Here is a 21,091-nt window from a genome sequence, read left to right on the forward strand (position 1 = left end):
CGCCCACGACGAGGTCGTCATGGTCAGGCAGCGGCGCCGTAGACGCCGACCTCGACCGTGTCGACGAAGGCGCAGCCGCCGGACTGGCTCGGGCAGCTGCCGCCCTCGTCGGCCACCTGCGTACCGAGCATCGTGTAGCGCACGAACTTCACGCCGGCAGTGCCGGCCGTCAGGCTCACCGGGTTCATCTTGTCCCGGTTGGCCGGCCCGAAGTGGCCGGTGGCCGCCACGGTCCAGGCCGTACCGTCGGGCGACGTCTCCACCCGGTAGTCGCCGGTCGACGCGCTCGGATCGTCACCGCAGTTGCCGGTGGGGTTGATCTCGACCGCCGACACGGTGATCGTCGCCGGCAGCTGGATCGTGACGAACCGCGGCTCGATCGCCGTACCGCTGGTGATGACGGCGTCCGTGCTCCAGCCGGTGCCCTGCGACATGTCGATCACCTGCGACGGACCGCAGCCGAAACCGCTGTTGTCCACGCCGTTGAAGTCGGTCGGCTGGGCACCGCCCTGGGACGCGGCCCAGTCCCGGCGGACGGTCCAGTTGACGGTGGCCGGCTTCCTGGTCACCTTGACGGTCTTGACCTGCCGGTCGAACCCGGCCCCACCGGCCGAGACCTTCTTGTACGTACCGATGAAGACGTTCTTGATCTTGTAGTGGCCACGGGCGTCGGTGACCGCGGCGTAGGAGCCGGCGAACCCGGAGCTGTGCCCGCCGAAGGTGACCGCGACCCCGGCCGCCGGGTGTCCGCTGTCCCGCTCGGTGATGGTGCCGGAAACCGAACTCTTCGCCGAGTTCCGCGTGGGCGGCATCGAGAAGTTCTCCACCGGCGCGGTGTCCGAGCCGTCCACCACGGCGGCGAAGAAGCCCATGCCGCGGTGCGCGAAGGTCTTCCAGATGGCCTTCTGGTGCCGGCCACCGGCCACCACCCGGTCGGCGATCAGGATCGCGTTACGCATGTCCAGGAACGACGGGTCGGCGGGGGAGAGCTCCATCGCGCGGGTCACCAGCGACTCGGAGAGCTTGGAACCGAGCGCGGCGCGCAGGTCCCACAGGGTCTGCGCCCAGATCTCACCGTCGGCGTGCACCTCGGGCCCGCGGCGCGAGATGTGGCCGAAGTCGCCGAACGTGTAGCCGCCCGAACCTGCCGTCGGCGTGCCCGGGCACACCGCGGCGGGAGCGCCCACCGAGCAGTCCAGCGGCTCGGTACGGATCGTGTTCGCCCCGGCCGTGGAGTACTCGAAGACGACCAGTTCACCGGGCGCCCGGGTGTCCTTCTCCAGGCCGGCGTTCTGCAGGTAGTCGTACGCGTACCAGTCGCTCCACGCCTCGCCCATGGCGCCGGAGTGCGGGCCGTTGAGGGTGGACACGCCGGCCGCGTCGACGACGAGCCGGTTGGACAGCCCGTGGGTGTACTCGTGGTAGACCGAGGACGCCTCGTTGCCGGTGTCCGACGGGATGTACGGGTCCTCCTCCGGCGTGGAGTTCGCCGCCGGCTGCAGGTACAGCTGCATCGTCGGCGAGGTCCCGTCCGGCGGGGTCGACATGTTGGCGTTGTCGACGTGGGCGTCGTCCGGCAGGCCGTCGGCGGTGTTCGCCCCGTCCAGGTCGTTGACCTGCACCGGGTCGCCGTCGCGGGTCTCGAAGTTGCCCGCGGCGCGGGTGAACCCGATCGGCGCGTCCCGCAGGTGATCGTGGAAGACCGAGGTGAAGTACAGGGCCTGGGTGGCGTCCATGGCACGGTTCGCCTGCCACGAGAACGGCGTCTTCGGATCCCACGTGCACCGGAACTGGGCCGAGCACAGGCCGCCGACCTGCTGCGTGTAGTCCTTCATCGGGTACCGGAAGTGACCCGGCGAGCTCTGGCCGACCTCCTCACCGGGGTCGGCAAGGTTGTTGTCGTTCACGTCGGTGAACACGTGCGACGAGTTGCCGGTGAGGGTCGTCGCGTACGGGGACACCCACTTGCGCAGCGAGACCCGCCGCTGCTTACCGCCGGCCGGGGCGCCGGGGTAGTTGTCCCAGACCAGCGCGTCCGGGCCGGCGTCCTTCTGCGTGAGGCTCTGCCGGTAGAGGATGCGGCCGGTCTGCGCGTCCACGACGTGCAGGTAGCCGGACTGCATGGTCAGGGTCTGATATCCCAGGCGCAGGCCGGAGGCGGTCTGGAATGCGACCAGCTGGGCCTTGTCCCTGGTCGTCGACCGGGCCTCCCGCGCGTCCTGCCGGGCCGCGTCCAACGCCTGCTTGCCGGTCAGCTTGGCTCCGGCCAGATCGGCCGGCACCTGCCGCACGGGCGAGCCGGTCATCTGGATCAGCGCGCCGTTGCGGGCGACGTCGGCCCGGATGCCGTTGCCGAACACCGGCACGGAGCCGACCCGCTGCAGGAAGCTCAGGTGGTGGGTACCGGCGATGTCGACATAATCGCGCCGCAGTCGCAGCGTCGCCGGGTCGACGCCGAACAGGTCGGCGTGCGCCTTGAGGTAGGCCCGGGCGACCTGGACAGCCGGCTTGTGCGACGGCCCGGTGAGGAAGCCGTCGAGCTTCGCCACCTGCCGCGGCGTGCCGGTCAGCGGGTCCATGTCGACGATGCCCTGGTCGCCCAGCTCCGAACGCATGCGGTGCAGCGACGCCGGCGGCCTCGCGGCGAGCATCGCGGCCCTAGTGCTCAACGTGCCGGCGAGCGCGGGATCATGCCGCGCGTCGTAGTTCTCCGGAGCGGCGGTTTTCGCCGCCGTCCGGTCGGGATGCGGTGCTGCCGGGGCAGCCGACGCGGAGGTGGCGCTGACTGCACCCGGCATGATTGCCACGGCCAGCGTCACGCCTATGGCGAGGGTACGTCTTGTGTACGTCTTCACCCGAGCAGCCTGGCAAAACGAGCGATCTAAATCAACGGATCTATCGGTCAGTGTTGATCACTATCCGGTACCGTCCGCGGATCCGTGTCCCCTCGCCGGCATTTCGTCCGCATTGCCTGGCGACGGCCCGGTGCGGCCGGCAGGGCTCCGGTCAGACGCCGGCCGGCTGTTGCTCCTGCCCGAGATCGACCAGGTGGATCCGGGGGTCACCGTTGAGCCGTACCTCGTACGCCGTCGGCGGCCCGCTTCCCGGCCAGCGAGCGCCGACCACCGTGGCCGTACGCCTGCTGAGGCTGATCTGCGTCCCGGGCAGCTTGAGGCGGTGTGCTGCGAGGAGCACCGCGTCGAGGGTCTGCCGGGCGCCCGGCACAGAACCCCGCAGGCTTACCGTCCGGAGCTCCCGGCCGAGGGTGATCGTCGCCTCGCTGCGGGGGTCGCCCGCTTCGAGGGCTTCCTCGACCCGGCTCCACAGCCCCCACGGGTCGTCGTCGAGCAGCAGGCGGGCGGCCCGGTCCAGAGCCGCGCACGTGATGTCGACCGCCGTCTCCTCGCCCAGCTCGGCCACCCATGCCAGCTCATCGGGCGCCGGCAGCAGGTGCGGCGACTCGTGCGCCGCGACCGCGTACAGCATCGCGAGCACCGTCCGCCGGTCGCGGCCGTCGTAGAGCCGGCCCGCAGGCGTGTGCAGGCGGGGGAAGCGGGCAGTCAGGTGGGCGGCGCGACCCAGTGGGACAGCGGCCGCATCCCGGGTGTCGCGAACCCGGGCGTGGAACGGGCGTTGTTCGCGGTGGGCGAACAACAGCGCGCGATGCGGGTCGGCGATCAACCGCGCCGCGACCGAGTAAGGCACTCCCATCTGGGCGGCGAGGGCCCGGATGGCGCGCCTGCGGGCGCGATCGTTGGCCTGGCGGCGGTACTCGGCTCCGGTCATGACGGCCCCTCCCTCGGGCCATCGTAGATTCTGCGAGGTACGTTGAGGGGGCAGCCGCGCCTGCACGAGCGTGCGAGCCCCCCACGCGGGTTCGCGTCGACGCCAAGAGGCTCTGACTCAGCGCACACCACCCTTACGCACGCCCGCGTGCGCCGACGGGTGGGGTGCGTGGGGCCTCGCCGCGAGGACGTGAGTGTCGTGTTCGACCGGTTCACCGATCAGGCTCGCCGGGTTGTCGTCCTGGCTCAGCAGGAGACCCGGCTCCTCCACCACCATGACATCGGCACCGAGCACCTGCTGCTCGGCCTGGTCGGCGAGGGCGAGAGCGTCGCAGCGCAGGCCTTGAGCGACCTGGATGTGACGCTCGAGATGACCCGGGCGAAGGTGGCCGAGACCCTCGGCGAGGGACGGGAGGCGCCGGGCCTGCACGTCCCGTTCACCCCCGACGCCAAGAACGTTCTCGAGCTCGCCCTGCGTGAGGCGCTCAAGCTGGGGCACAACCACATCGGCCCCGAGCACATCCTGCTGGCACTGGTCCGGGAAAGCACGAGCGTGGCAGCTCAGATCCTGGTCACCCTGGGTGCCGACCCCCGGCGGGTACGCGAGAGAGTCCATCAGCTGCTGTCCGGGCATCCCGCCCTGGCCGGCCCGCCGACGACCACCTCCGGGCTGCTCGACCAGTACGGCGAGAACCTCACCGAGCGCGCCCGTGACGACGGCCTGGACCCCGTGGTCGGCCGCGACGGCGAGATCGACCGGATCATCGTGGTGCTGTCCTGTCGTACCAAGAACAACCCGGTCCTGGTCGGCGAGCCGGGCGTCGGCAAGACCGCCGTCGTGGAGGGCCTGTGCCGGCGCATCGTGGCCGGCGAGGTGCCCCGGACGCTGCGCGACAAGCACGTGTATTCCCTCGACCTGAGCTCCCTGGTGGCCGGCTCCCGTTACCGCGGCGATTTCGAGGAACGCCTCAGGAAGGTGGTCAAGGAGTGCCGCACCCGCGGCGACGTCATCCTGTTCATCGACGAGATCCACACGTTGGTCGGCGCGGGCGCGGCCGAGGGCGCGATCGACGCGGCGAGCATCCTCAAGCCCATGCTCGCGCGTGGCGAACTGCAGACGATCGGCGCCACCACCACGGCGGAATACCGGCGGTACTTCGAGAAGGACGCCGCACTCGCCCGCCGCTTCCAGCCGGTTCCGATCGAGGAGCCGACCTCCGCCGAGGCCGTCGAGATCCTCAAGGGCCTGCGCAGCCGGTACGAGAAGCACCATCACGTCTTGTACACCGACGTCGCCCTCGCCACCGCCGTGCGCCTGGCCGACCGCTACGTCACCGACCGGTTCCTGCCCGACAAGGCGATCGATCTCCTCGACGAGGCCGGCGCCTGGGCGCACGTCCGGCCGCGCGGCGACGGGCAGATCGGCGGCGAGCAGGTCGCCGAGGTCCTGGCGAACCGGACGGGCATCCCCGTGCAGCGCCTGACCGAGGAGCAGACGTCCCGGCTGCTGCGCATGGAGGACGAGCTGCACCAACGGATCATCGGGCAGGAGGAGGCGGTCCGCGCGGTCGCGCGCGCGATCCGGCGTACCCGGGCAGGGTTGAAGGATCCGAAGCGGCCGTCCGGATCGTTCATCTTCGCCGGCCCGTCCGGCGTCGGTAAGACGGAGCTGTCCAAGGCTCTCGCGGAGTTCCTGTTCGGCTCCGAGGACGCGCTGATCCAGCTCGACATGTCGGAGTTCCACGACCGGCACACGGTGTCGCGCCTGGTGGGCGCGCCGCCCGGGTACGTGGGCCACGACGAGGGTGGCCAGCTGACCGAGAGGGTGCGGCGCAGGCCGTTCTCGGTGGTGCTGTTCGACGAGGTCGAGAAGGCCCATCCGGACGTGTTCCACACGTTGTTGCAGATCCTCGAGGACGGCAGGCTGACCGACGGCCAGGGCCGGACCGTGGACTTCAAGAACACGGTGATCATCCTGACCACCAACCTGGGCACCCGTGACGCCTCCAAGCCGCTGTCGCTCGGCTTCCAGCCCGCTGACGGCGCGCAGGACCGGATGGCAGCCAAGGTGCAGGACGCACTGAAGCAGCACTTCCGCCCGGAGTTCCTCAACCGCATCGACGACACCGTCGTGTTTCCCCGGCTCACGGAAGCCGACGTACTGGCCATCGTCGACGTGCTGCTGGCCCGCGTCGACCTGCGGCTGCGCGACCGGGACATGGGCATCGAGGTCACCGCCGCGGCCCGCCGCCACCTCGCGGCGAAAGGCTTCGACCCGGCGCTCGGCGCCCGCCCGCTGCGCCGCGCCATCCAGCGCGAGGTCGAGGACATCCTGGCCGAACGCATCCTGCTGGACGGCCTTCGCCCCGGCCAGGTCGCGGTCGTGGACTGCGAGGACGAGGCACTGGTCTTCCACGTACGAGCGGAGGTCTTCGGCTGATCGGTACGATCGGCAGGTGCAGACGACGGATCCGACCCGGCCGCTGAAGTGGTACGCGAGCCTCGCCGCGGTACTCTTCGGCATCCTCCCGACGGTCATGGTGGCCCTGCTGGTGGCCCGGGGCAACACCCCGCGCCCGGTCGGACTGCTGCTGATCGGCGGGGTGCCACTGGTAGCGGCCGGGTGGATCAGTCTGGTGCGCGGCTTCCGGGCAACCGACCCGGAAACCGCGGCGCGCCGGCTGAACCTCGCGATGGCGTGCATCGCCGGGGCGGACGTGCTGCTGCTGGGCGGAAACGCCCTGATCCGCATGGCCACCGACTGACCGTCACCGATCGAGGTCATCGCCGGACCGCCGCGTTCACGGCACCGCGCCTGTTCGCCGGCCGGGAACCGATCACCGCCCTCGGACATGTGCCGCTCGGTGGGCAGGATCTGGACTTCGGCCGCCGCCGGACGCGTACCGGGAGGCTTACGACGCGGACCGCACTGCCGCTGGCCAGTCTGAAGAGGCTGCGCTGCCCGACCTGCGACGCGTCGCCGCGGCCAAGGCGAGGCTGATTGTCGGCACATCGGGGTGACGTCGTTCAGGTTCGCAGAGCCCGCACCGCGGTGGAGGACGTCGTTGCCAGCTCCGGCCGCGCGGGTAGGAGCAAGGTCGCTATGCCCAGCGCTTCGTTCATCGCTGCGAGTTCGTACTCGTGCCGCCAGTCGGTCGAGGTTCTGACCCCTCGGACGATCACGTGGCTCTCATGGCTTCGGCAGTGATCCACGGTCAACCCGTGCCAGTCGGTGACCGAGACATTTTCCCAGCCCGCTGGTAGTGAGGCACGGATCTCCGCCGCCCGTGCGGCAGCCGGCTGGGACGGCCGTTTGCTGTCGTTGACGGCGACCAGGACGGTGACGTGCTCGAACAGGCGGCGTGACCGGGCGACGATGTCGAGGTGACCCGGGGTGAAGGGATCGAACGTTCCGGGATAGACCGCTCGAGCCGAGCCGGGACCCCCAGCGGACGCATGACGCATCGAGCCAGATTAAGCGATGTCGCGTAACTCGAGGCGGGCGTTGCGCGTGAGTGCTCGATCCGACAGGTCAAGCGACCGCCTGCACCCATCGCTGGTGACCCACACTCCGAAGCGGACCGTCACCGGGTCATGAGATATCAATGGGGGCATCGCATGGCTCGATCAAGTACTCCCGGAAGATCCGCTCCTATGAACCGGAGCCGATGATCCACCCATCGGCTGCCCGGAACCGGTCAGGACCAACGCCTCCGCCGAGTGACGAGACATGCTCAGCCCGGCGCAGATGCCGGTAGGTCAACGGCTTTCACCGGGTCCGCCTTCCATCTCGACGGTGACGACGCGCCCGCGGCGATGAGCTTCGGGCTGCCCGTGCCGTCCGCCGGAACGGACCAGATGCCGCCGTCGCGGCCGTAGGCGACGGTGTTGTCGTCCAGCCATTCGATCTGGTCGTCGAAGGGCTTGGTCTCCGCGAGCCGCGTGACCGTCTTCGTCGCCAGGTCGATCACCGCTGGATACCACTTGCCGCCGGCCTTCAGTTTGTACGCGATCCGTCTCTCGTCCGGTGACAGCGACGGGCACTCGACATCCGGAGCCACCGAGTCGGCTCGCCACTGGTCCAGGTCGCCGCGGATCAGCCAGGTCTTGTCGCCGTAGCCGACCGTCGCGTAGAAGAAGGTGTCGTCGACGAAGGTGATGCCCCAGTAGTTGAGGTCCGGCGCCGTGAAGCGTCTGCCTTGGATGTAAAGGGCGATCGTCTCCATGGTTGTCACCAGGTAGCCGGTTTCGATGCTGTAGAAGGACGTACGGGTGCTGAAGGTGCCCTTCGCGTACGTGTCGCCGAGGGTGAACCGGGTCCATGCCACGACCCGGCCGGACGGTGACACCCGGGCCCGGGTCGGCACCCCGGGGAAGCGGATCTCCTTGAACTGCCGGCCTTCGTCGTCGTACAGGGTCATCAAGGTCTGGGGTCCCGCCACGCCGGGCACGGCCCGCAGGCAGATCATCGTTCCCGCGGCCTGGTAGGTCCGGTCGCAGGCCGGGCCGCCGGCAGTGCGCACGCCGCCCTTGATCCACGCCGCCCGGCCGGTCGCGGTGTCGCGCACCAGGAGCTCTCCGGCCGGGCGCCAGCGGGCACTGCCTTGCGCCGCCGGGCCGGTGGCCGGGCGCGACATGATTGTGTAGGTCGTCGCGGCGATGACGAGTGCCAGGGTTCCGGCGATGGCGGCCACCCATCGGGTGCGGGGCGTCATGCGTCCACCCGGCCCAGCAGCATCATCGACCCGCCGAGTGCCGCCACCAGGCCGGCCGCCGCGACCATCAGCGCCCGGCCGGGTCCCCAGGCGGTCCAGGCGGCGCCGAAGCCGATGCCCGCGGCCAGCCGGGCCACCGCCTGCGCGGTCTGCACCGTCGCGAATCCGGTCGTCGCCGACTCGGCCGGCAGGGTCGGGGCCAGAAGCGCCATCAGCACTCCGTCCGTCGCGGCGTAGAAGGTGCCGTGCAGCGCCAGGACGAGTACGGCGGAGACGATGCCGGCGGCGGGGCCGAGCAGGACGGCGTACACGAGAAGCAGGGCGAGGTGACCCGCGATGAAGATTGTCCGGCGGCCGAACCGGTCCGCGAAGCGGCCGAAGGGCACCGCCAGAAGCAGGAATCCCGCGGCCGTGCCCACCGGCAGCAGCGGGAACAGGGTGGGCGGCAGGTTCGTCCGCTGCTGGAGCAGCAGGTAGACGAAGGCGTCCCCGATCGTGACCGCGCCGAGCAGCCCCGCGGCGGCGCACGCCCGGCGGACCGGCGGGGTCCAGGCCCACGGCACCGCAGCTCTCGGTGTCGCCGGCGCTGGTGGTGGCTGGTCACGCACGAAGAGCGCCAGCAGCAACACCGCGACCATCGCGATGCAGAAGCTGGCGACGAACACCGTGTCGTAGCGGTTTCCGGTGATCGCCAGCAGGCCGACGGCAACCAGCGGTCCGGCCAGCGCGCCCATGGTGTCCATCGCCCGGTGCACGCCGAACGACCTGCCCACCATGCCGGGTGGGCTGCTGGCGGCGATGAGCGCGTCGCGGGGCGCCGTACGGATGCCCTTGCCGGCGCGGTCGACGGCGAGCACCCCACCGAGCATCGGCACGGCGGCGCCGGCGGCGGGCAGCAGCAGTTTGCAGACGCCGGAGAGGGCGTAGCCGATGCCGGCGACGAGCTTGCGTCTGCGGGTGCGGTCCGCGGCCCGGCCGGCCGCGATCCGGACGATCGCCGTCACGCCTCCGTAGAGGCCGTCCAGGAAGCCGAACTGCAGCGGGCTCAAGCCGAGGCCCAGCACCAGGTACAGCGGCAGGACGGCGGTGACCATCTCGGAGGAGACGTCCGTGACGAGGCTGACCGCCCCGAGCGCCAGGATGTTCGCGGCTACGCGGCCGCGACCACCGGACGCCCGGAGGCGGTCGGTCGTGTTCTGCTGGGCGAGGTACATCAGTGGCACGTGTACGTCGGACTGCGATCGAGCGGGGTCTGGCTGGTGCCCGTCGGCAGGAAGTCCCACCGGAAGGTGTTCACGCCGAACTGCAGCTTCACCACGCCGAGCTTGCCGTAGACCGTCTTCTGGCTGTTCGGCGCACTTGCGTCACCCGGGTCGTAGAAGGGTGCGCCGCCGGCGCCGTTCACCAGCTCGACGATGCCGTCGGTGGTCGCCCTGCCGTTGGGGTCCTGCGGGCCGAGCCGCTCGTACGAGTGGTCGTGACCGTTCAGGAACAGGTCGGCCCGGGCCGCGTAGAGCGCGTCCCAGTACGGCTTCATCCCGCTGTTGTTGCCGTGGTCGCCGGAGGAGAACCGCGGATGGTGGGCGAACGCCGCGATGCACGACTTGGTGGTGGCGGCCAGGTCCCTCTTCAGCCACTCCAGCTGTTTCTTCGAGTCGACGTCGCCCCCCTCGTCCTCGATGAAGTTGGAGTCGATCGCGATGAAGTGCCAGTTCTCCTTGTCGAAGCTGTACCAGGTCGTACCGCCCGGCCCGGTGCCCTTGCTGCCGAAGTACGCCTTGAAGCCGTCGTAGCCCTCGTCGTCGTACAGGTCGTGGTTGCCGACGACGGCTCTGGTCCGCGACTTCAGCCGGCCCCAGGTCTTGTCGTAGTAGCTGTTGTAGAGCGTGAGGTTCGAATCGTCGTACTGGGCGTCGCCCATGACCAGGACCAGGTCCGGGTTCTCGGCAAGGGCCCGGTCCGAGGTCAGCTTGTGCGCGCAGTCGGAGGCCGTCGGTGTCTTGCACTTCTTCAGGACGGCCTCCTCGGCGGAGTCGCCGGGCTTTTTGTCGGGGTCGACGGCCACGTCGCCGACCGCGATCGCGGTGAACGGCTCGGCGTCGCCGCCGCCGGGAGGCGGGCTGGATGCCGTCGGGCTCGGGGAGGAGGGAGGCGGGGTGGCGATGCTGCCGTACGCCTCGAACTCGAACATCGAGTAGCCGTAGCCGGTGGCGCGCTCCTGCGCCAGGATCCGGACGTAGCGCCCGGTCGCCGTGAGGCCCGACTTGGTGTCGACGCCGCCGTCGCCGGCGCTCGTCGACCAGACGCGGGTCCAGGTCAGGGAGTCGTCCGACACCTCGAACCGGTACGCCTTCGCGTACGCGGCTTCCCAGACGACCCGCAGCTCGGTGACGGTGGCGGTCCGGCCGAGGTCCACGGCGATCCATTGCTCGCCGCCGCCTTCCTTGCTGGCCCACCGGGTGGAGGTATTGCCGTCGACGGCCTTGCCGGGCTCGAACCCGGCGCCTTCGGTGGACGACGCCGTCGCGGGGCGCCCCGCGGTCAGCAGGGTCTCCGCCGCTTCGGCGGAATGAGCCAGCACCACACCGCCGGCCACGGCGAGCGCGGCCACGGCACCGGTGCCGATGAACGATTTCCAGCGAGCAACCACGTCGCCTCCTGGTCAGGGGATCCACTTCGCCGGGGTAGCGAGCAGGAGGCGGGAACGACTCTGGGGGACCCGGCCTCCAGCCACCGCACCTGCGGTGACAGCACTCGTCTCCCAGCGCCCACGTGACGCGGGCATGGCAGACGTGCGACGGCCGGGTCAGAACGAATTCACTGAGCGCGTCACACCCCTGAGCCGGGGGCCGCGCCGAGCCGTGCCGGTGATTCAACCCAATTCGATAGGCATCTGTCAATGAGCCCGGGCGGCTTACCCTTCCCCGGTGGGTGATGACGGATTCGATGGTGACAGGCGGGATGCGGCGCTCCGGCATGTCGCTGCCCTGCTTCGTGAGCGCTACGTCCTGCCCGCGGCGGTGGACGGGATCGTCGAGCGGCTGGAGGCCGGCGCGCGTGCCGGACGGTACGACCTGGCGGAGCCAGGACTCTTCGCCGAGGTGGTAGGTGCTGATCTGAAGGAGGCCTCGGGGGACAAGCATCTCGGGGTGCGGTTCGACCCCACGGGCAATGCGGCGTTGCGGTCGGCGCGAGAGTCCGACGATGCCGCGCTGGAGGCCGTGAAGCGCAATCACTACGGACTCGTCGAACAGCGGCTGCTGGAGGGCAACGTCCGGCTGCTGCGGCTCACCGACTTCGACTGGGTGCCCGGCGCGACCGATGTGGCCTACGACGGTGCCGTGCGGTTCCTGCGCGACGCCGATGCCGTGGTGATCGACCTGCGGGGAAACCTCGGCGGGGAGCCGCTCGCGGTGCAGTATCTGGTGAGTCATTTCCTGGAGCCGGATGTGCCGGTGATGACGTTCGTCGAGGCGGGGTCCGAGACGAAGGTCCGGTCCCTGGAGTCGCTGCCGGCAGGGCGGCTCGTCGGGGTGCCGCTGTACGTCTTGACCGACGCGCACACCTATTCGGCCGGCGAGGCGTTCGCCTATCACGTGCGGGAGTTCGGGCTCGGCGAGGTCATCGGCGAGACCACGGCCGGGGCGGCGCACGTCAACGAGCGGCTGCCGGTGGGAACCGAGTTCGTGCTCAGCGTTTCGTACGGCCGTCCGGTGCATCCCGCGACGGGCACGAGCTGGGAGGGCACGGGAGTCGCCCCCACGATCGAGACCCCGGCGGGGGAGGCGCTCGACGTGGCGCACGCGCTGGCGTTGGAGCGGCTGGCCGCGGCGGCGTCGAGCGAAGAACTGCGCGCCGAGTACCTGTGGGCCCGCGTTGCGGTCGAGGCGCGCCGCAGTCCGCCGGCGCCGCCGGACGAGGCGACGCTCGCGTCTTGCGCGGGGTCCTACGGGTCGGCCGATGTAGTGCTCAAGGACGGGCGGCTGTGGCTGCTGCGCCCCGGACGTCACGACTTCTGCCTCGATCCCCTGACTGCCGACGGCCTGTACGGCGCGCGGGGCAACGGCCGGCTGCGCGTACGGTTCGAGCCGGGCCGGATGCTGCTCCATCCCGGACCCGGTGCGCAGGCGCTGGAGTATCGACGGACCGGGGACTGATCAGGCGCACGTGCGTGCCGGAGCCGGCACGCACGTGCATCCGGGCTACAGGCGAAGAGGCGCCGTCGGCGAAGGACGCGTCAAGGTCAGCACCCGGTATCGCGAGATCACCGCTCGAGGCTTCACCGGCAGCTACCCGATCCTCCGCAAGTTCGTCGAGCAATACCGCAGCAAACCCGACCTGACCACTGCACCCCGCCCGCGGTCGGTGCGGCAGGTGACCGGATGGATCTGCCGGCACCCGGACAACCTCGTCGACCGCGACACCGAGCAGCTCCGGCAGATCCTGGATCGCTGCCCGGGATCAGCCGCTTCGCCACCGGCCTGACCGCCGACCTCGCCGCGGTCACCGCCGGGCTGAGCCTGCCCTTCAGCTCCGGACCGGTCGAAGGCAACGTCGACCGCATCAAGATGATCAAACGGCAGATGTACGGCCGAGCCGGCTTCGACCTGCTGCGCAAGCGAATCCTGCTCGCCTCGTGACCGAGCGGCTCGATCAATCACCGCAGAACCAAAGATAGAGATGTTGGCCGTCTCCAACCACGGTCGAGAACCGGCGAATCTCGGCAAGAACCGGCTCAGGAATCAAGCCGACCGGGAGTCGCTCCAGCTCCGCCAGCAGCATGGGGATCTGTCGCTGGTTGAAGACGGTATCGAGATAGGCACAGAGACCGGCGAGCATCGGGAACACCGCAGGGTCGAGGTCAATGAGCTCTTGGGTCCATTCAAAGCCGCGTGAGCTCGCCACGACCTGGCCAGACTCCTTACGCACCTGGAGGTCGATCACCTCGTCACGATAACGGCACGCACCCATCCAAGATCAATGACGGTGTTCGCGCCGGTGCCGCCCGGACGCGGCGGGATGACGACGCTGTCGATGTGGCTCTGCGTCAGGGGGTTTGAACGAAAGACCTCAGCAGGTTACGAGCGCGACGATTTCCCGGGCAGAATCACGCGAATCGCACAGGTTTACCCGTCGATCCTTCGCCGGGCCGGGCGACACTTTGGGGCCGCGCCGATGACGCGGCGGCAAGGACCTCAGTGGGCGTGGTGGTAGTGATGGACGACCGCGTGTCCTCGTCCGCGGGAGATCATCCAGCGGTTGAGCGGAGTGGTCAGCAGGAAGGCGACCGCCAGCGATCCCGCGAGCGCGCCCCAGAACAGCGCGTTGTCCAGCCCGGCCTCCATGGCTCCCGGTATCGCGACGATGACCGCGTTGTCCGCGACCTCCATCACCGCGATCGAGACGGTGTCGGCGGCCAGCGCCACCTTGAGCGCCGCTCGGAGGTCGACGCCTGCGCGGAGGACGCCTCGCATGGTGAGGGCGTAACCGAACACGAACGCCAGGGCGACGGACAGGACGACGGTGGCGGCGTTGTGCAGTCCCGCGGCGGTGCCGATCACCATGCCGAGGACTTCGCCGATGGCGCAACCGGTGAGGCAATGCAGGGTGGCGGCGGCCGCGGCGCGCCAGGTGACGGAAGTCTTCATGGGGCAAAGATACCCCCGGGGGGTATCTGTCGCAAGGGCAAGATTGACTTAATTTAAGTTTATGAATTCGGCCCTGACCTGCGGTTCCCGCAGGTCAGGGCCATGGGATGGGTTGACACCGGTCGACGCCCGGAGTTAATTGTTCGCTACCTTGCCTATTCCGGCCCGGCCCCCACCTTCCGGCCCGGTTCGGCGCATCCCCCACTGGAAGGTTCCCCATGAAACGCCGTACCACTCTCCTCGCCAGCCTTGGTTCGGCCGCCGTCGTCGCAGCCCTCGGGGTTCTCGGTATCACCGACGCCGGCGCCGCGGCGGCCGGTGCCATCACCGGGCTCGGCGGCAAGTGCGTCGATGTCGCCGGCGCCAGCACGGCCGACGGTGCTCGTGTCCAGCTCTACGACTGCAACGGATCGGCGGCCCAGACCTGGGCCACCGACGCCTCCGACGCCACCTTCCGGGCGCTCGGGAAGTGCATGGACGTGACCGGCGGCTCGACCGCCAACGGCGCCAAGGTGCAGCTCTACGACTGCAACGGCACCGCCGCGCAGAAGTGGACGGTCTCCGGCGGCTCCCTCGTCAACACCGGCTCCGGCAAGTGCCTCGACGCCGCCGGCGGGAGCTCGGCGAACGGCACGCAACTGCAGATCTGGACGTGCACCGGCGCCGCCAACCAGGCCTGGACCCTGGCCGGCGGTGGCGGCGGCGGCCCGCTCGATCCGAACGTCGCCCCGGGCGGCAACTTCAACCTCTCGATCTGGTCGCTGCAGCTGCCGATCGGCTCGCCCGGCGCGCCGACCACCATCCCGCCGTCGCAGCTCAAGGGGCCCAACGGGTACACGCATCCGGCGTACTTCTTCACGGACCGCAACGACGGCGCGATGACGTTCTTCGCGCCGGAGAAGGGCGTCACGACGCCGAACTCGAACTACGCTCGCTCAGAGCTGCGGGAGATGAACGCGAACGGCAGCGCGGCCGACTGGCCGCTGGCGGGCACCCACACGTTGAGTGCCGGCCTGCGCATCACGCAGGTGACCAAGAACGTCTGCGTGGGGCAGGTGCACCTGGGCTCCGGCGGTTCGTCGACCAAGCCGCTGCTCGAGCTCTACTACCGGCCCAACGGCGACATCTTCCTCGGCACGGAGAACTCCCCGTCCGGCGGCCAGACCCTGCATGCGGTCGGCAACGTCCCGCTGGGCACCCGGTGGAGCTACGTCATCAACGTCACGGGCAACAAGATCAACCTCACCGTCAACGGTACGCGGACCAGCTACTCGATCCCGTCGTCGTTCAACCCGTACAAGCAGTACTTCAAGGCCGGCTCGTACAACCAGAGCTCGTCGGAGAGCACCACGAACGGCGCGAAGGTGAAGTTCTACAGCCTGACCGTCTCGCACGGCTGATCACTGGTCGGTGGGGCATAGTGGAGTGCCGTGACACAGACACCCGCTATGCCCACCTGCCCCGTCATGACCCGGCTCTACGAAGGCGGCGGGGTGGTGGCCGAGGGCTTCGGCGCGGCCGAGATCTCCCGGGTCCTGGGCGAGCATCCCGACGCCGTGCTCTGGTTCGACCTGCTCGACCCCGACGAGGAGGACCTACGGGCCGTGGCGGCCGAGTTCCGGTTGCACCCGCTGGCCGTCGAGGACGCCGTGCACGACCATCAGCGGCCCAAGCTCGACCGCTATCCCGGCCACCTGTTCATGAACGTGTACGACGTGCACGTCACCACGGGCGGCCCGGTCCCCGAACTGGACAAGACGGAGATCAGCGCCTTCATCACCGACCGGGCGCTGGTCACCGTGCGCAAGTCGGCGAGCGACGTCTCCCGGTTCGTCGAGCGCTGGGACGCGGACGCCGAACTGGCCAAGCACGGCGGGGTCGCCTTCCTCGTGTACGGCCTGCTCGACGTCGTCGTGGACGGGCAGCTCGCCGCGGCCCGTGCGCTGGACGAGGCGATGGACAAGACCGAGGACTCCATGCTCGAGGAGGGCGGCGCGCCGCGGTCCGTGCGGATGTACGGCTTCGGCCTGCGCAAGGCCGTCGCCGCGCTGCGCCGGGCGGTGGCGCCCATGGCGGACCTCGTCGCCGATGTGCTGCGCCTCGAGGACGCGCTCGTCGACGCGCGACTGGCGCCGTACTACCACGACGTCGACGACCACGCGCGCCGGGCCACGGAGACCATCGACGGCGCCCGGGACCGCATCAACGGGTTGCTCGAGGCGGACCTCAACGAGCAGAGCAACGCGCTCAACGACGTCACTCGCAAGCTCGCCGCGTGGGCCGCCGTCATCGCCGTACCCACCGCGCTGACCGGCTTCTTCGGCCAGAACGTGCCGTACTGGGGTTACGAGCACTTCTCCGGCTTCCTCGCCAGCACCCTGCTGATCGTCGTCTCCGCCGGCGGGCTGTACGTCTACCTCAAGCGCCGTGGTTGGCTGTGACCGTGGAGAGACTCGTGCACCGGGCGCGGCTGGAGTGGGACGGCTCGACGGGAGAGGGCTACCGGGCGTACCCGCGGGCCCACAGCGCGACCGCCCCGCCCGCGCAAGCCTCGCTGCGGCTGAGCGCCGACCCGCACTTCCGGGGCGACGCGGACCTGCTGAACCCCGAGCAGCTCGTCGTGCTGGCGGCCAGCTCGTGCCAGCTGCTCTCGTTCCTGTCGGTGGCCGCCCGCAAGCACGTCGACGTGCTCCGGTACGCCGACGACGCGACCGGCCACCTCAGCGAGGACCTGCGCGGGGCCCGCATCGAGCTGATCGAGCTCAACCCGGTCGTGCACGTCGCCGCGGGCACCGACGAGGAGCTGGTGCTGCGGCTCGTCGACCAGGCGCACGACGAGTGCTACATCGCCAACTCGCTGAACTCCACGGTCACCGTCCGGGCGACGGTGGTGGGTGGTCGCCCGTAAGTGTCCGGGGCCGGAACATTAGGGTGAGCCCGTGCGTGACATCGCCGTGTTCACCGGAAGCGCCCATCCCGAATTGGCGGCGGAGATCTGCGAGCACCTCGGCGTGCCGCTGCTGCCCACGAAGACCTCGCGGTTCGCCAACGACTGCATCGAGGTGCAGTTGCAGGGCAACTGCCGCGAGCGCGACGTGTTCCTCATCCAGCCGCTGGTCCCGCCGGTCCAGGAGAACCTCGTCGAGCTGCTGTTCATGCTCGACGCCGCGCGCGGTGCCTCGGCCGGCCGGATCACCGTCGTCCTGCCGCATTACGCGTACGCCCGCAGCGACAAGAAGGACGCCCCGCGCATCTCCATCGGGGGCCGCCTCGTCGCCGACCTGCTGCAGACCGCGGGCGCGCACCGGATCCTCGCCATGACTCTGCACTCCCCGCAGGTCCACGGCTTCTTCAGCATCCCGGTCGACCACCTGCACGCGCTGCGCGAGCTGGCCCACCACTTCCGCGGGTACGACCTGAGCAACACCGTCGTGGTCTCGCCGGACCTGGGCAACGCCAAGGAGGCGGCGGCGTTCGCGCGGATGCTCGGCATCGAGGTGGCCGCCGGCGCCAAGCAGCGGTTCGCCGACGACAAGGTGGTGATCAGCTCGGTCATCGGCGAGGTCGCCGACCGTGACGTGATCATCCTGGACGACGAGATCGCCAAGGGCAGCACGGTGTTCGAGCTGCTCGGCCGGCTGCGCGAGCGCGAGACCCGCAGCATCCGGGTCGCGTGCACGCACGGCCTGTTCGCCTCGCAGGCGGTGCAGCGGCTCTCCGACGAGAAGGACGTCGAGGAGATCGTCTGCACCAACACCGTCCCGATCCCGGCGGCGAACCGCACCGACAAGCTGACGGTGCTCTCGGTGGCGCCCGCGCTCGCCGAGGCGATGCGCCGGATCCACAACGGCGAGTCGGTCAGCGCGCTGTTCTCATGACCGAGGCGGTGCTCACCGCGCTGCTGGCGATGCAGCGCCAGTCGTGGGAGCAGGGGGTCGCCGCGCAGGCCGCGCTCGATCTGGGCCGCGACGACCTGGCGGTGCTGCTGGCCGAGGCCGCAGTGGTACGCCAGTCGGCCGACGGGCGCCTCGGCAACGTCGAGGACGAGGTGGGCGCGGTCAACGGTGCCGCGTGCGGGGAGGCGGTGCTCGCGGCGTACCGGCGTACCGGAGATGCGGTCTTCGCCGAAGCGGCCCGCCGGCAGCTCGCCTGGCTGGTGTCCGACGCACCCCGGGCTGCCGACGGCACGCTCTTCCACCTGATCGGCGGCCGCGAGATGTGGGCAGACACGGTCTACATGGTGGTGCCGTTCCTGGCGCTGAGCGGGCGGCCCGACGTGGCCTGGCAGCAGGTCGAGGGGCATCGCGACCGGCTCTGCCGCGACGGCGTCTACTCGGCGATCTGGTCGGAGGAGACCGGCTCGCTGCGGCGGGCCGACCGCTGGGGCGGCGGGAACGGATGGGTGGCGGCGGCGGTCGCGCGCACCCTGCGGCTCGTGCCGGACTTCCCCGAGCGCGAGCGGCTGGCGGCACACGGTCGCGAGGTCCTCGACGCCTGCCTCGCGCTGCGGCGGCCGGACGGGCTGTTCCACGACGTGCTGGACGACCCGGCGACGTTCCGGGAGACCAATGCGGCGCAGATGTTCGCCTACGCCGCCCTGACCGGTGCGGCCGACGGGTGGCTGCCTCCTGACTACGCCGGTGTCGGCCGTGACCTGCTCGCGGCCGCCACCCGGGAGATCGGCGAGGACGGCGTGGTGCGCGGCGCCGCCGGCTCCCCGCGCTTCGACCGGCCCGGCACCTCGAGCGAGGCCCAGGCCTTCCACCTGCTCGCCACCGCGGCCGCCTAGCTGTTCGGCCCCCGAGCCGGCTGCGGCCCGCAGAGGGTACGGATCGCGCCCAGCAGTGTCGAACGGGTGAACGGCTTCTCCACCAGCATGCTGTTCTCGTCGAGGTGCAGCTGCGGCCCCAGCGACGCCGCCGTGTAGCCGGACATGTAGAGCACCGGCAGGTCGGGCCGGTGCGTACGCAGCGCCGCGGCCAGCTCGGGGCCGGTCATCGTGGGCATCACCACGTCGGTGATCAGCAGGTCCGGCTGGGCGCCCGAGGCGACCTGGGTCACCGCCTGCAGCGCGTCCGTGGCGACCGTGATCTCGTAGCCGGCGGGCTCGATCAGCCGCTGCACGAGCTGCGCCACCTCGGGCTGGTCCTCCACGATGAGCACCCGGCCGATGACCGCGGGCGTGACCCGGCGGTCGACGGCCGGCGCCGGGCGTTCCTCGGCGGCCGGCAGGTAGAGGTGCACCGTCGTGCCCATCCGCGGCGCCGACTCGAGTTCGATGTGGCCGCCGATGCCCTGCACGATGCCGGCGGTGGTGGCCAGGCCCAGCCCGGCAGCGGTGGGCCGGGTGGTGAAGAACGGCTCGAGGGCACGCTTGCGGGTCTCGTCGCTCATGCCCACGCCGGTGTCCTGGATGACCAGGTGCACGCACCGCCCGGCCGGTGCGCCCTCGGCGAGTTGGCCGGGCTGGACCACCTCGTTGGTGGCGGCCACCCGCAGCATGCCGCCGTGCAGCATCGCGTCGCGGGCATTGGCGGCCAGGTTGACCAGGGCCTGTTCCAGGGGGCCGCGCTCCGCGCGTACCGGCCAGACGTCCGGGCCGAAGGCCAGGTCCAGGCCGATGCGCTCACCGAGGGTCCGGCTGAACAGGCTCTGCACGTCGGTGAGCAGGTCCGGGATGGGGATGATCTCCGGTCGGTTGCCTTCGGTACGCCCGAAGGCGAGCAGCTGATGGGTCAGGGTCCGCCCGGTGGCGACCGCGTCCAGGATGTCCTTGGCCATCTGGTGCTGCGGTGTGCCCTCGGCCGTCGTCGTGGCGATCATGTCGGCGGAGCCGGCGACCACGGTCATCAGGTTGTTGAAGTCGTGCGAGATGCCGCCGATGAGCTGGCCCATGCTGTCGAGCCGGCGCAGGTGGTCGAGCTGGCGCTTGAGCCCCTTGGCATCGATGTGGTCGGTCGTGTCGGTGACCATGCAGAGCACGCCGCAGGGCCGGCCGTGCTCGTCCTCCAGCGGCATCATGCTCATCCGGACGCTGCGCTGGGAACCGTCGGCGCGCAGCAGCTTGGTGGCGCCGACCGTGGAACGCCCGGCCTTGCACTCGGCGAGGCGCCGGGTCAGCTCGGCCTGGCCGTGCTTGTCGAGGAAGCCGCGCAGCGAGACGCCGACGAGCTGGTGCCGGGGCAGGCCGAGGACGACGCCGATGGGCTCGTTCGCGTACGTGGCGACGCCGTCGTCGTCGAGCTGGAGCACGCCCTCGGGAATCGTCTCCAGCACCCGGCGCAGGCGTTCCTCGCTGGCGCGCAGCCGTTCCATGGCCCGTGCGCTGGACAGGGCCAGGGACAGCTCGCCGGCGATGTCGCGGGCCAGCTCCACCTCGGCGGGGGAGTAGATCGCGCCCGGCGTCGAGCGGGTCAGCACCAGGTAGCCCGCGTACGTGTTGTCGACGATCACCGGGCACAGCACCGCGGCGTGCACCTCGGGCGCCGGCTCACCCGGGTCGACGTGCGGCGCGTGCCGCGGCCGGGGCAGCTCGGTGATCGGCCGGCCGGCCTCCCCGGCGAGCACGAGCGGGCGCCGGCTGGCGGCGAGGCTGGTGGAGAAGTCGTCGTCGGGCAGTTCGCCGGCGCGGTCGAGCAGGTGGCCGTACGCGGGAGCCAGCTGGTCGTCGGCATGGTGGTAGGTGATCGCGTCGTAGCGTCCGTCGTCGCCCAGCAGTTGCACGCCGGCGCCCTCGCCGAGCATGTCCGCGGCGGCCCGGGCGGCGGTCGAACGCACCTGCTCGGTGTCCTCGGCGACGCGGCTGAGCGCCAGCGCCAGGTCGGCCAGTGCGTACCGGAGGGGATAAGCCATGACACCCATGTGGCAACTATCGGCGTAACGGCCGCACGGTGCGGGCGGTTCAGGAGGAATGCAACCGAGCGGCCGAGTTCCGTCCCATGGG

General features: G+C 70.4%; 17 protein-coding genes and 1 pseudogene. 9 read left to right on the top strand and 9 right to left on the bottom strand.

Annotated elements, in window-relative coordinates; all coding sequences use genetic code 11:
• Positions 1-23 precede the first annotated feature (23 nt).
• Together ACIBO8_RS16255 and ACIBO8_RS16260 are read right to left on the bottom strand one after the other, a co-directional pair.
• The gene (locus tag ACIBO8_RS16255; RefSeq protein WP_396116007.1) at positions 24-2,855 is read right to left on the bottom strand and encodes a M36 family metallopeptidase; all 2,832 of its coding nucleotides are present in this window, start codon (positions 2,853-2,855) and stop codon (positions 24-26) included.
• A gap of 151 nt (positions 2,856-3,006) precedes the next feature.
• Positions 3,007-3,786 (bottom strand): hypothetical protein, encoded by a 780-nt coding sequence (locus ACIBO8_RS16260; RefSeq protein ID WP_396116008.1) that lies wholly within the window; start codon positions 3,784-3,786, stop codon positions 3,007-3,009.
• Positions 3,787-3,984: 198 nt separating this feature from the next.
• Between ACIBO8_RS16260 and ACIBO8_RS16265 the strand changes: the two genes are divergently transcribed.
• Positions 3,985-6,225 (top strand): ATP-dependent Clp protease ATP-binding subunit, encoded by a 2,241-nt coding sequence (locus ACIBO8_RS16265; RefSeq protein ID WP_396116393.1) that lies wholly within the window; start codon positions 3,985-3,987, stop codon positions 6,223-6,225.
• Between the two features lie 16 nt (positions 6,226-6,241).
• Positions 6,242-6,550, top strand: coding sequence for a hypothetical protein (locus ACIBO8_RS16270; RefSeq protein ID WP_396116009.1), 309 nt, complete (start codon positions 6,242-6,244; stop codon positions 6,548-6,550).
• A 262-nt stretch (positions 6,551-6,812) separates the two neighbouring features.
• Here ACIBO8_RS16270 and coaD read toward each other — a convergent pair whose 3' ends face one another.
• The 4 genes from coaD to ACIBO8_RS16290 form a co-directional block, all read right to left on the bottom strand.
• On the bottom strand, positions 6,813-7,250 hold the full coding sequence (coaD, locus tag ACIBO8_RS16275) for a pantetheine-phosphate adenylyltransferase (protein ID WP_396116010.1): 438 nt from the start codon (positions 7,248-7,250) through the stop codon (positions 6,813-6,815).
• Between the two features lie 269 nt (positions 7,251-7,519).
• Positions 7,520-8,500, bottom strand: a complete 981-nt coding sequence (locus tag ACIBO8_RS16280; RefSeq protein WP_396116011.1) for a hypothetical protein — start codon at positions 8,498-8,500, stop codon at positions 7,520-7,522.
• Positions 8,497-9,714, bottom strand: a complete 1,218-nt coding sequence (locus tag ACIBO8_RS16285; RefSeq protein ID WP_396116012.1) for an MFS transporter — start codon at positions 9,712-9,714, stop codon at positions 8,497-8,499. Before ACIBO8_RS16285 ends, ACIBO8_RS16280 begins: the two co-directional genes overlap by 4 nt.
• Entirely contained in the window at positions 9,714-11,150 is a 1,437-nt protein-coding gene (locus tag ACIBO8_RS16290; RefSeq protein WP_396116013.1) for a discoidin domain-containing protein, read from the bottom strand. Before ACIBO8_RS16290 ends, ACIBO8_RS16285 begins: the two co-directional genes overlap by 1 nt.
• Before the next feature lie 277 nt (positions 11,151-11,427).
• Between ACIBO8_RS16290 and ACIBO8_RS16295 the strand changes: the two genes are divergently transcribed.
• Together ACIBO8_RS16295 and ACIBO8_RS16300 are read left to right on the top strand one after the other, a co-directional pair.
• Positions 11,428-12,657: a S41 family peptidase gene (locus ACIBO8_RS16295; protein WP_396116014.1), complete on the top strand. Its 1,230-nt coding sequence runs from the start codon at positions 11,428-11,430 to the stop codon at positions 12,655-12,657.
• A gap of 312 nt (positions 12,658-12,969) precedes the next feature.
• Positions 12,970-13,140: pseudogene (locus ACIBO8_RS16300) on the top strand (ISL3 family transposase); the annotation flags it as partial.
• A gap of 13 nt (positions 13,141-13,153) precedes the next feature.
• Here ACIBO8_RS16300 and ACIBO8_RS16305 read toward each other — a convergent pair.
• Both ACIBO8_RS16305 and ACIBO8_RS16310 read right to left on the bottom strand, forming a co-directional pair.
• Positions 13,154-13,444, bottom strand: a complete 291-nt coding sequence (locus ACIBO8_RS16305; RefSeq protein ID WP_396116015.1) for a hypothetical protein — start codon at positions 13,442-13,444, stop codon at positions 13,154-13,156.
• Between the two features lie 251 nt (positions 13,445-13,695).
• A complete protein-coding gene (locus tag ACIBO8_RS16310) occupies positions 13,696-14,148 on the bottom strand; it encodes a DUF4396 domain-containing protein (protein ID WP_396116016.1) in 453 nt (150 codons plus the stop codon).
• 218 nt (positions 14,149-14,366) lie between these two features.
• Here ACIBO8_RS16310 and ACIBO8_RS16315 point away from each other — a divergent pair, with 218 nt between their 5' ends.
• The 5 genes from ACIBO8_RS16315 to ACIBO8_RS16335 are packed head-to-tail and all read left to right on the top strand — an operon-like array spanning position 14,367 to position 18,937.
• Positions 14,367-15,548, top strand: a complete 1,182-nt coding sequence (locus ACIBO8_RS16315) for a polysaccharide lyase family 7 protein (RefSeq protein ID WP_396116017.1) — start codon at positions 14,367-14,369, stop codon at positions 15,546-15,548.
• A gap of 30 nt (positions 15,549-15,578) precedes the next feature.
• Positions 15,579-16,589 (top strand): magnesium transporter CorA family protein, encoded by a 1,011-nt coding sequence (locus tag ACIBO8_RS16320; protein WP_396116018.1) that lies wholly within the window; start codon positions 15,579-15,581, stop codon positions 16,587-16,589.
• A gap of 2 nt (positions 16,590-16,591) precedes the next feature.
• Positions 16,592-17,056: an OsmC family protein gene (locus ACIBO8_RS16325; RefSeq protein WP_396116019.1), complete on the top strand. Its 465-nt coding sequence runs from the start codon at positions 16,592-16,594 to the stop codon at positions 17,054-17,056.
• 31 nt (positions 17,057-17,087) lie between these two features.
• The gene (locus tag ACIBO8_RS16330) at positions 17,088-18,026 is read left to right on the top strand and encodes a ribose-phosphate diphosphokinase (protein ID WP_396116020.1); all 939 of its coding nucleotides are present in this window, start codon (positions 17,088-17,090) and stop codon (positions 18,024-18,026) included.
• Positions 18,023-18,937, top strand: coding sequence for a glycoside hydrolase family 88 protein (locus tag ACIBO8_RS16335; RefSeq protein ID WP_396116021.1), 915 nt, complete (start codon positions 18,023-18,025; stop codon positions 18,935-18,937). The genes ACIBO8_RS16330 and ACIBO8_RS16335 overlap by 4 nt, the downstream gene beginning before the upstream one ends.
• On the opposite strand, the gene ACIBO8_RS16340 is transcribed toward ACIBO8_RS16335, so the two are convergent.
• Entirely contained in the window at positions 18,934-21,009 is a 2,076-nt protein-coding gene (locus ACIBO8_RS16340) for a response regulator (RefSeq protein WP_396116022.1), read from the bottom strand. The genes ACIBO8_RS16335 and ACIBO8_RS16340 overlap by 4 nt on opposite strands.
• Positions 21,010-21,091 lie beyond the last annotated feature (82 nt).

The sequence above is a fragment of the Actinoplanes sp. NPDC049681 genome (genome assembly GCF_044465265.1).
Taxonomy (GTDB): domain Bacteria; phylum Actinomycetota; class Actinomycetes; order Mycobacteriales; family Micromonosporaceae; genus Actinoplanes.

Bases quoted from the DNA above. Each gene is read 5' to 3' on its own strand.
- ACIBO8_RS16260 (WP_396116008.1), bottom strand. From the start codon at position 3,786: ATGACCGGAGCCGAGTACCGCCGCCAGGCCAACGATCGCGCCCGCAGG.
- coaD (WP_396116010.1), bottom strand. From the start codon at position 7,250: ATGCGTCATGCGTCCGCTGGGGGTCCCGGCTCGGCTCGAGCGGTCTAT.
- ACIBO8_RS16280 (WP_396116011.1), bottom strand. From the start codon at position 8,500: ATGACGCCCCGCACCCGATGGGTGGCCGCCATCGCCGGAACCCTGGCA.
- ACIBO8_RS16285 (WP_396116012.1), bottom strand. From the start codon at position 9,714: ATGTACCTCGCCCAGCAGAACACGACCGACCGCCTCCGGGCGTCCGGT.
- ACIBO8_RS16310 (WP_396116016.1), bottom strand. From the start codon at position 14,148: ATGAAGACTTCCGTCACCTGGCGCGCCGCGGCCGCCGCCACCCTGCAT.
- ACIBO8_RS16315 (WP_396116017.1), top strand. From the start codon at position 14,367: ATGAAACGCCGTACCACTCTCCTCGCCAGCCTTGGTTCGGCCGCCGTC.
- ACIBO8_RS16335 (WP_396116021.1), top strand. From the start codon at position 18,023: ATGACCGAGGCGGTGCTCACCGCGCTGCTGGCGATGCAGCGCCAGTCG.
- ACIBO8_RS16340 (WP_396116022.1), bottom strand. From the start codon at position 21,009: ATGGGTGTCATGGCTTATCCCCTCCGGTACGCACTGGCCGACCTGGCG.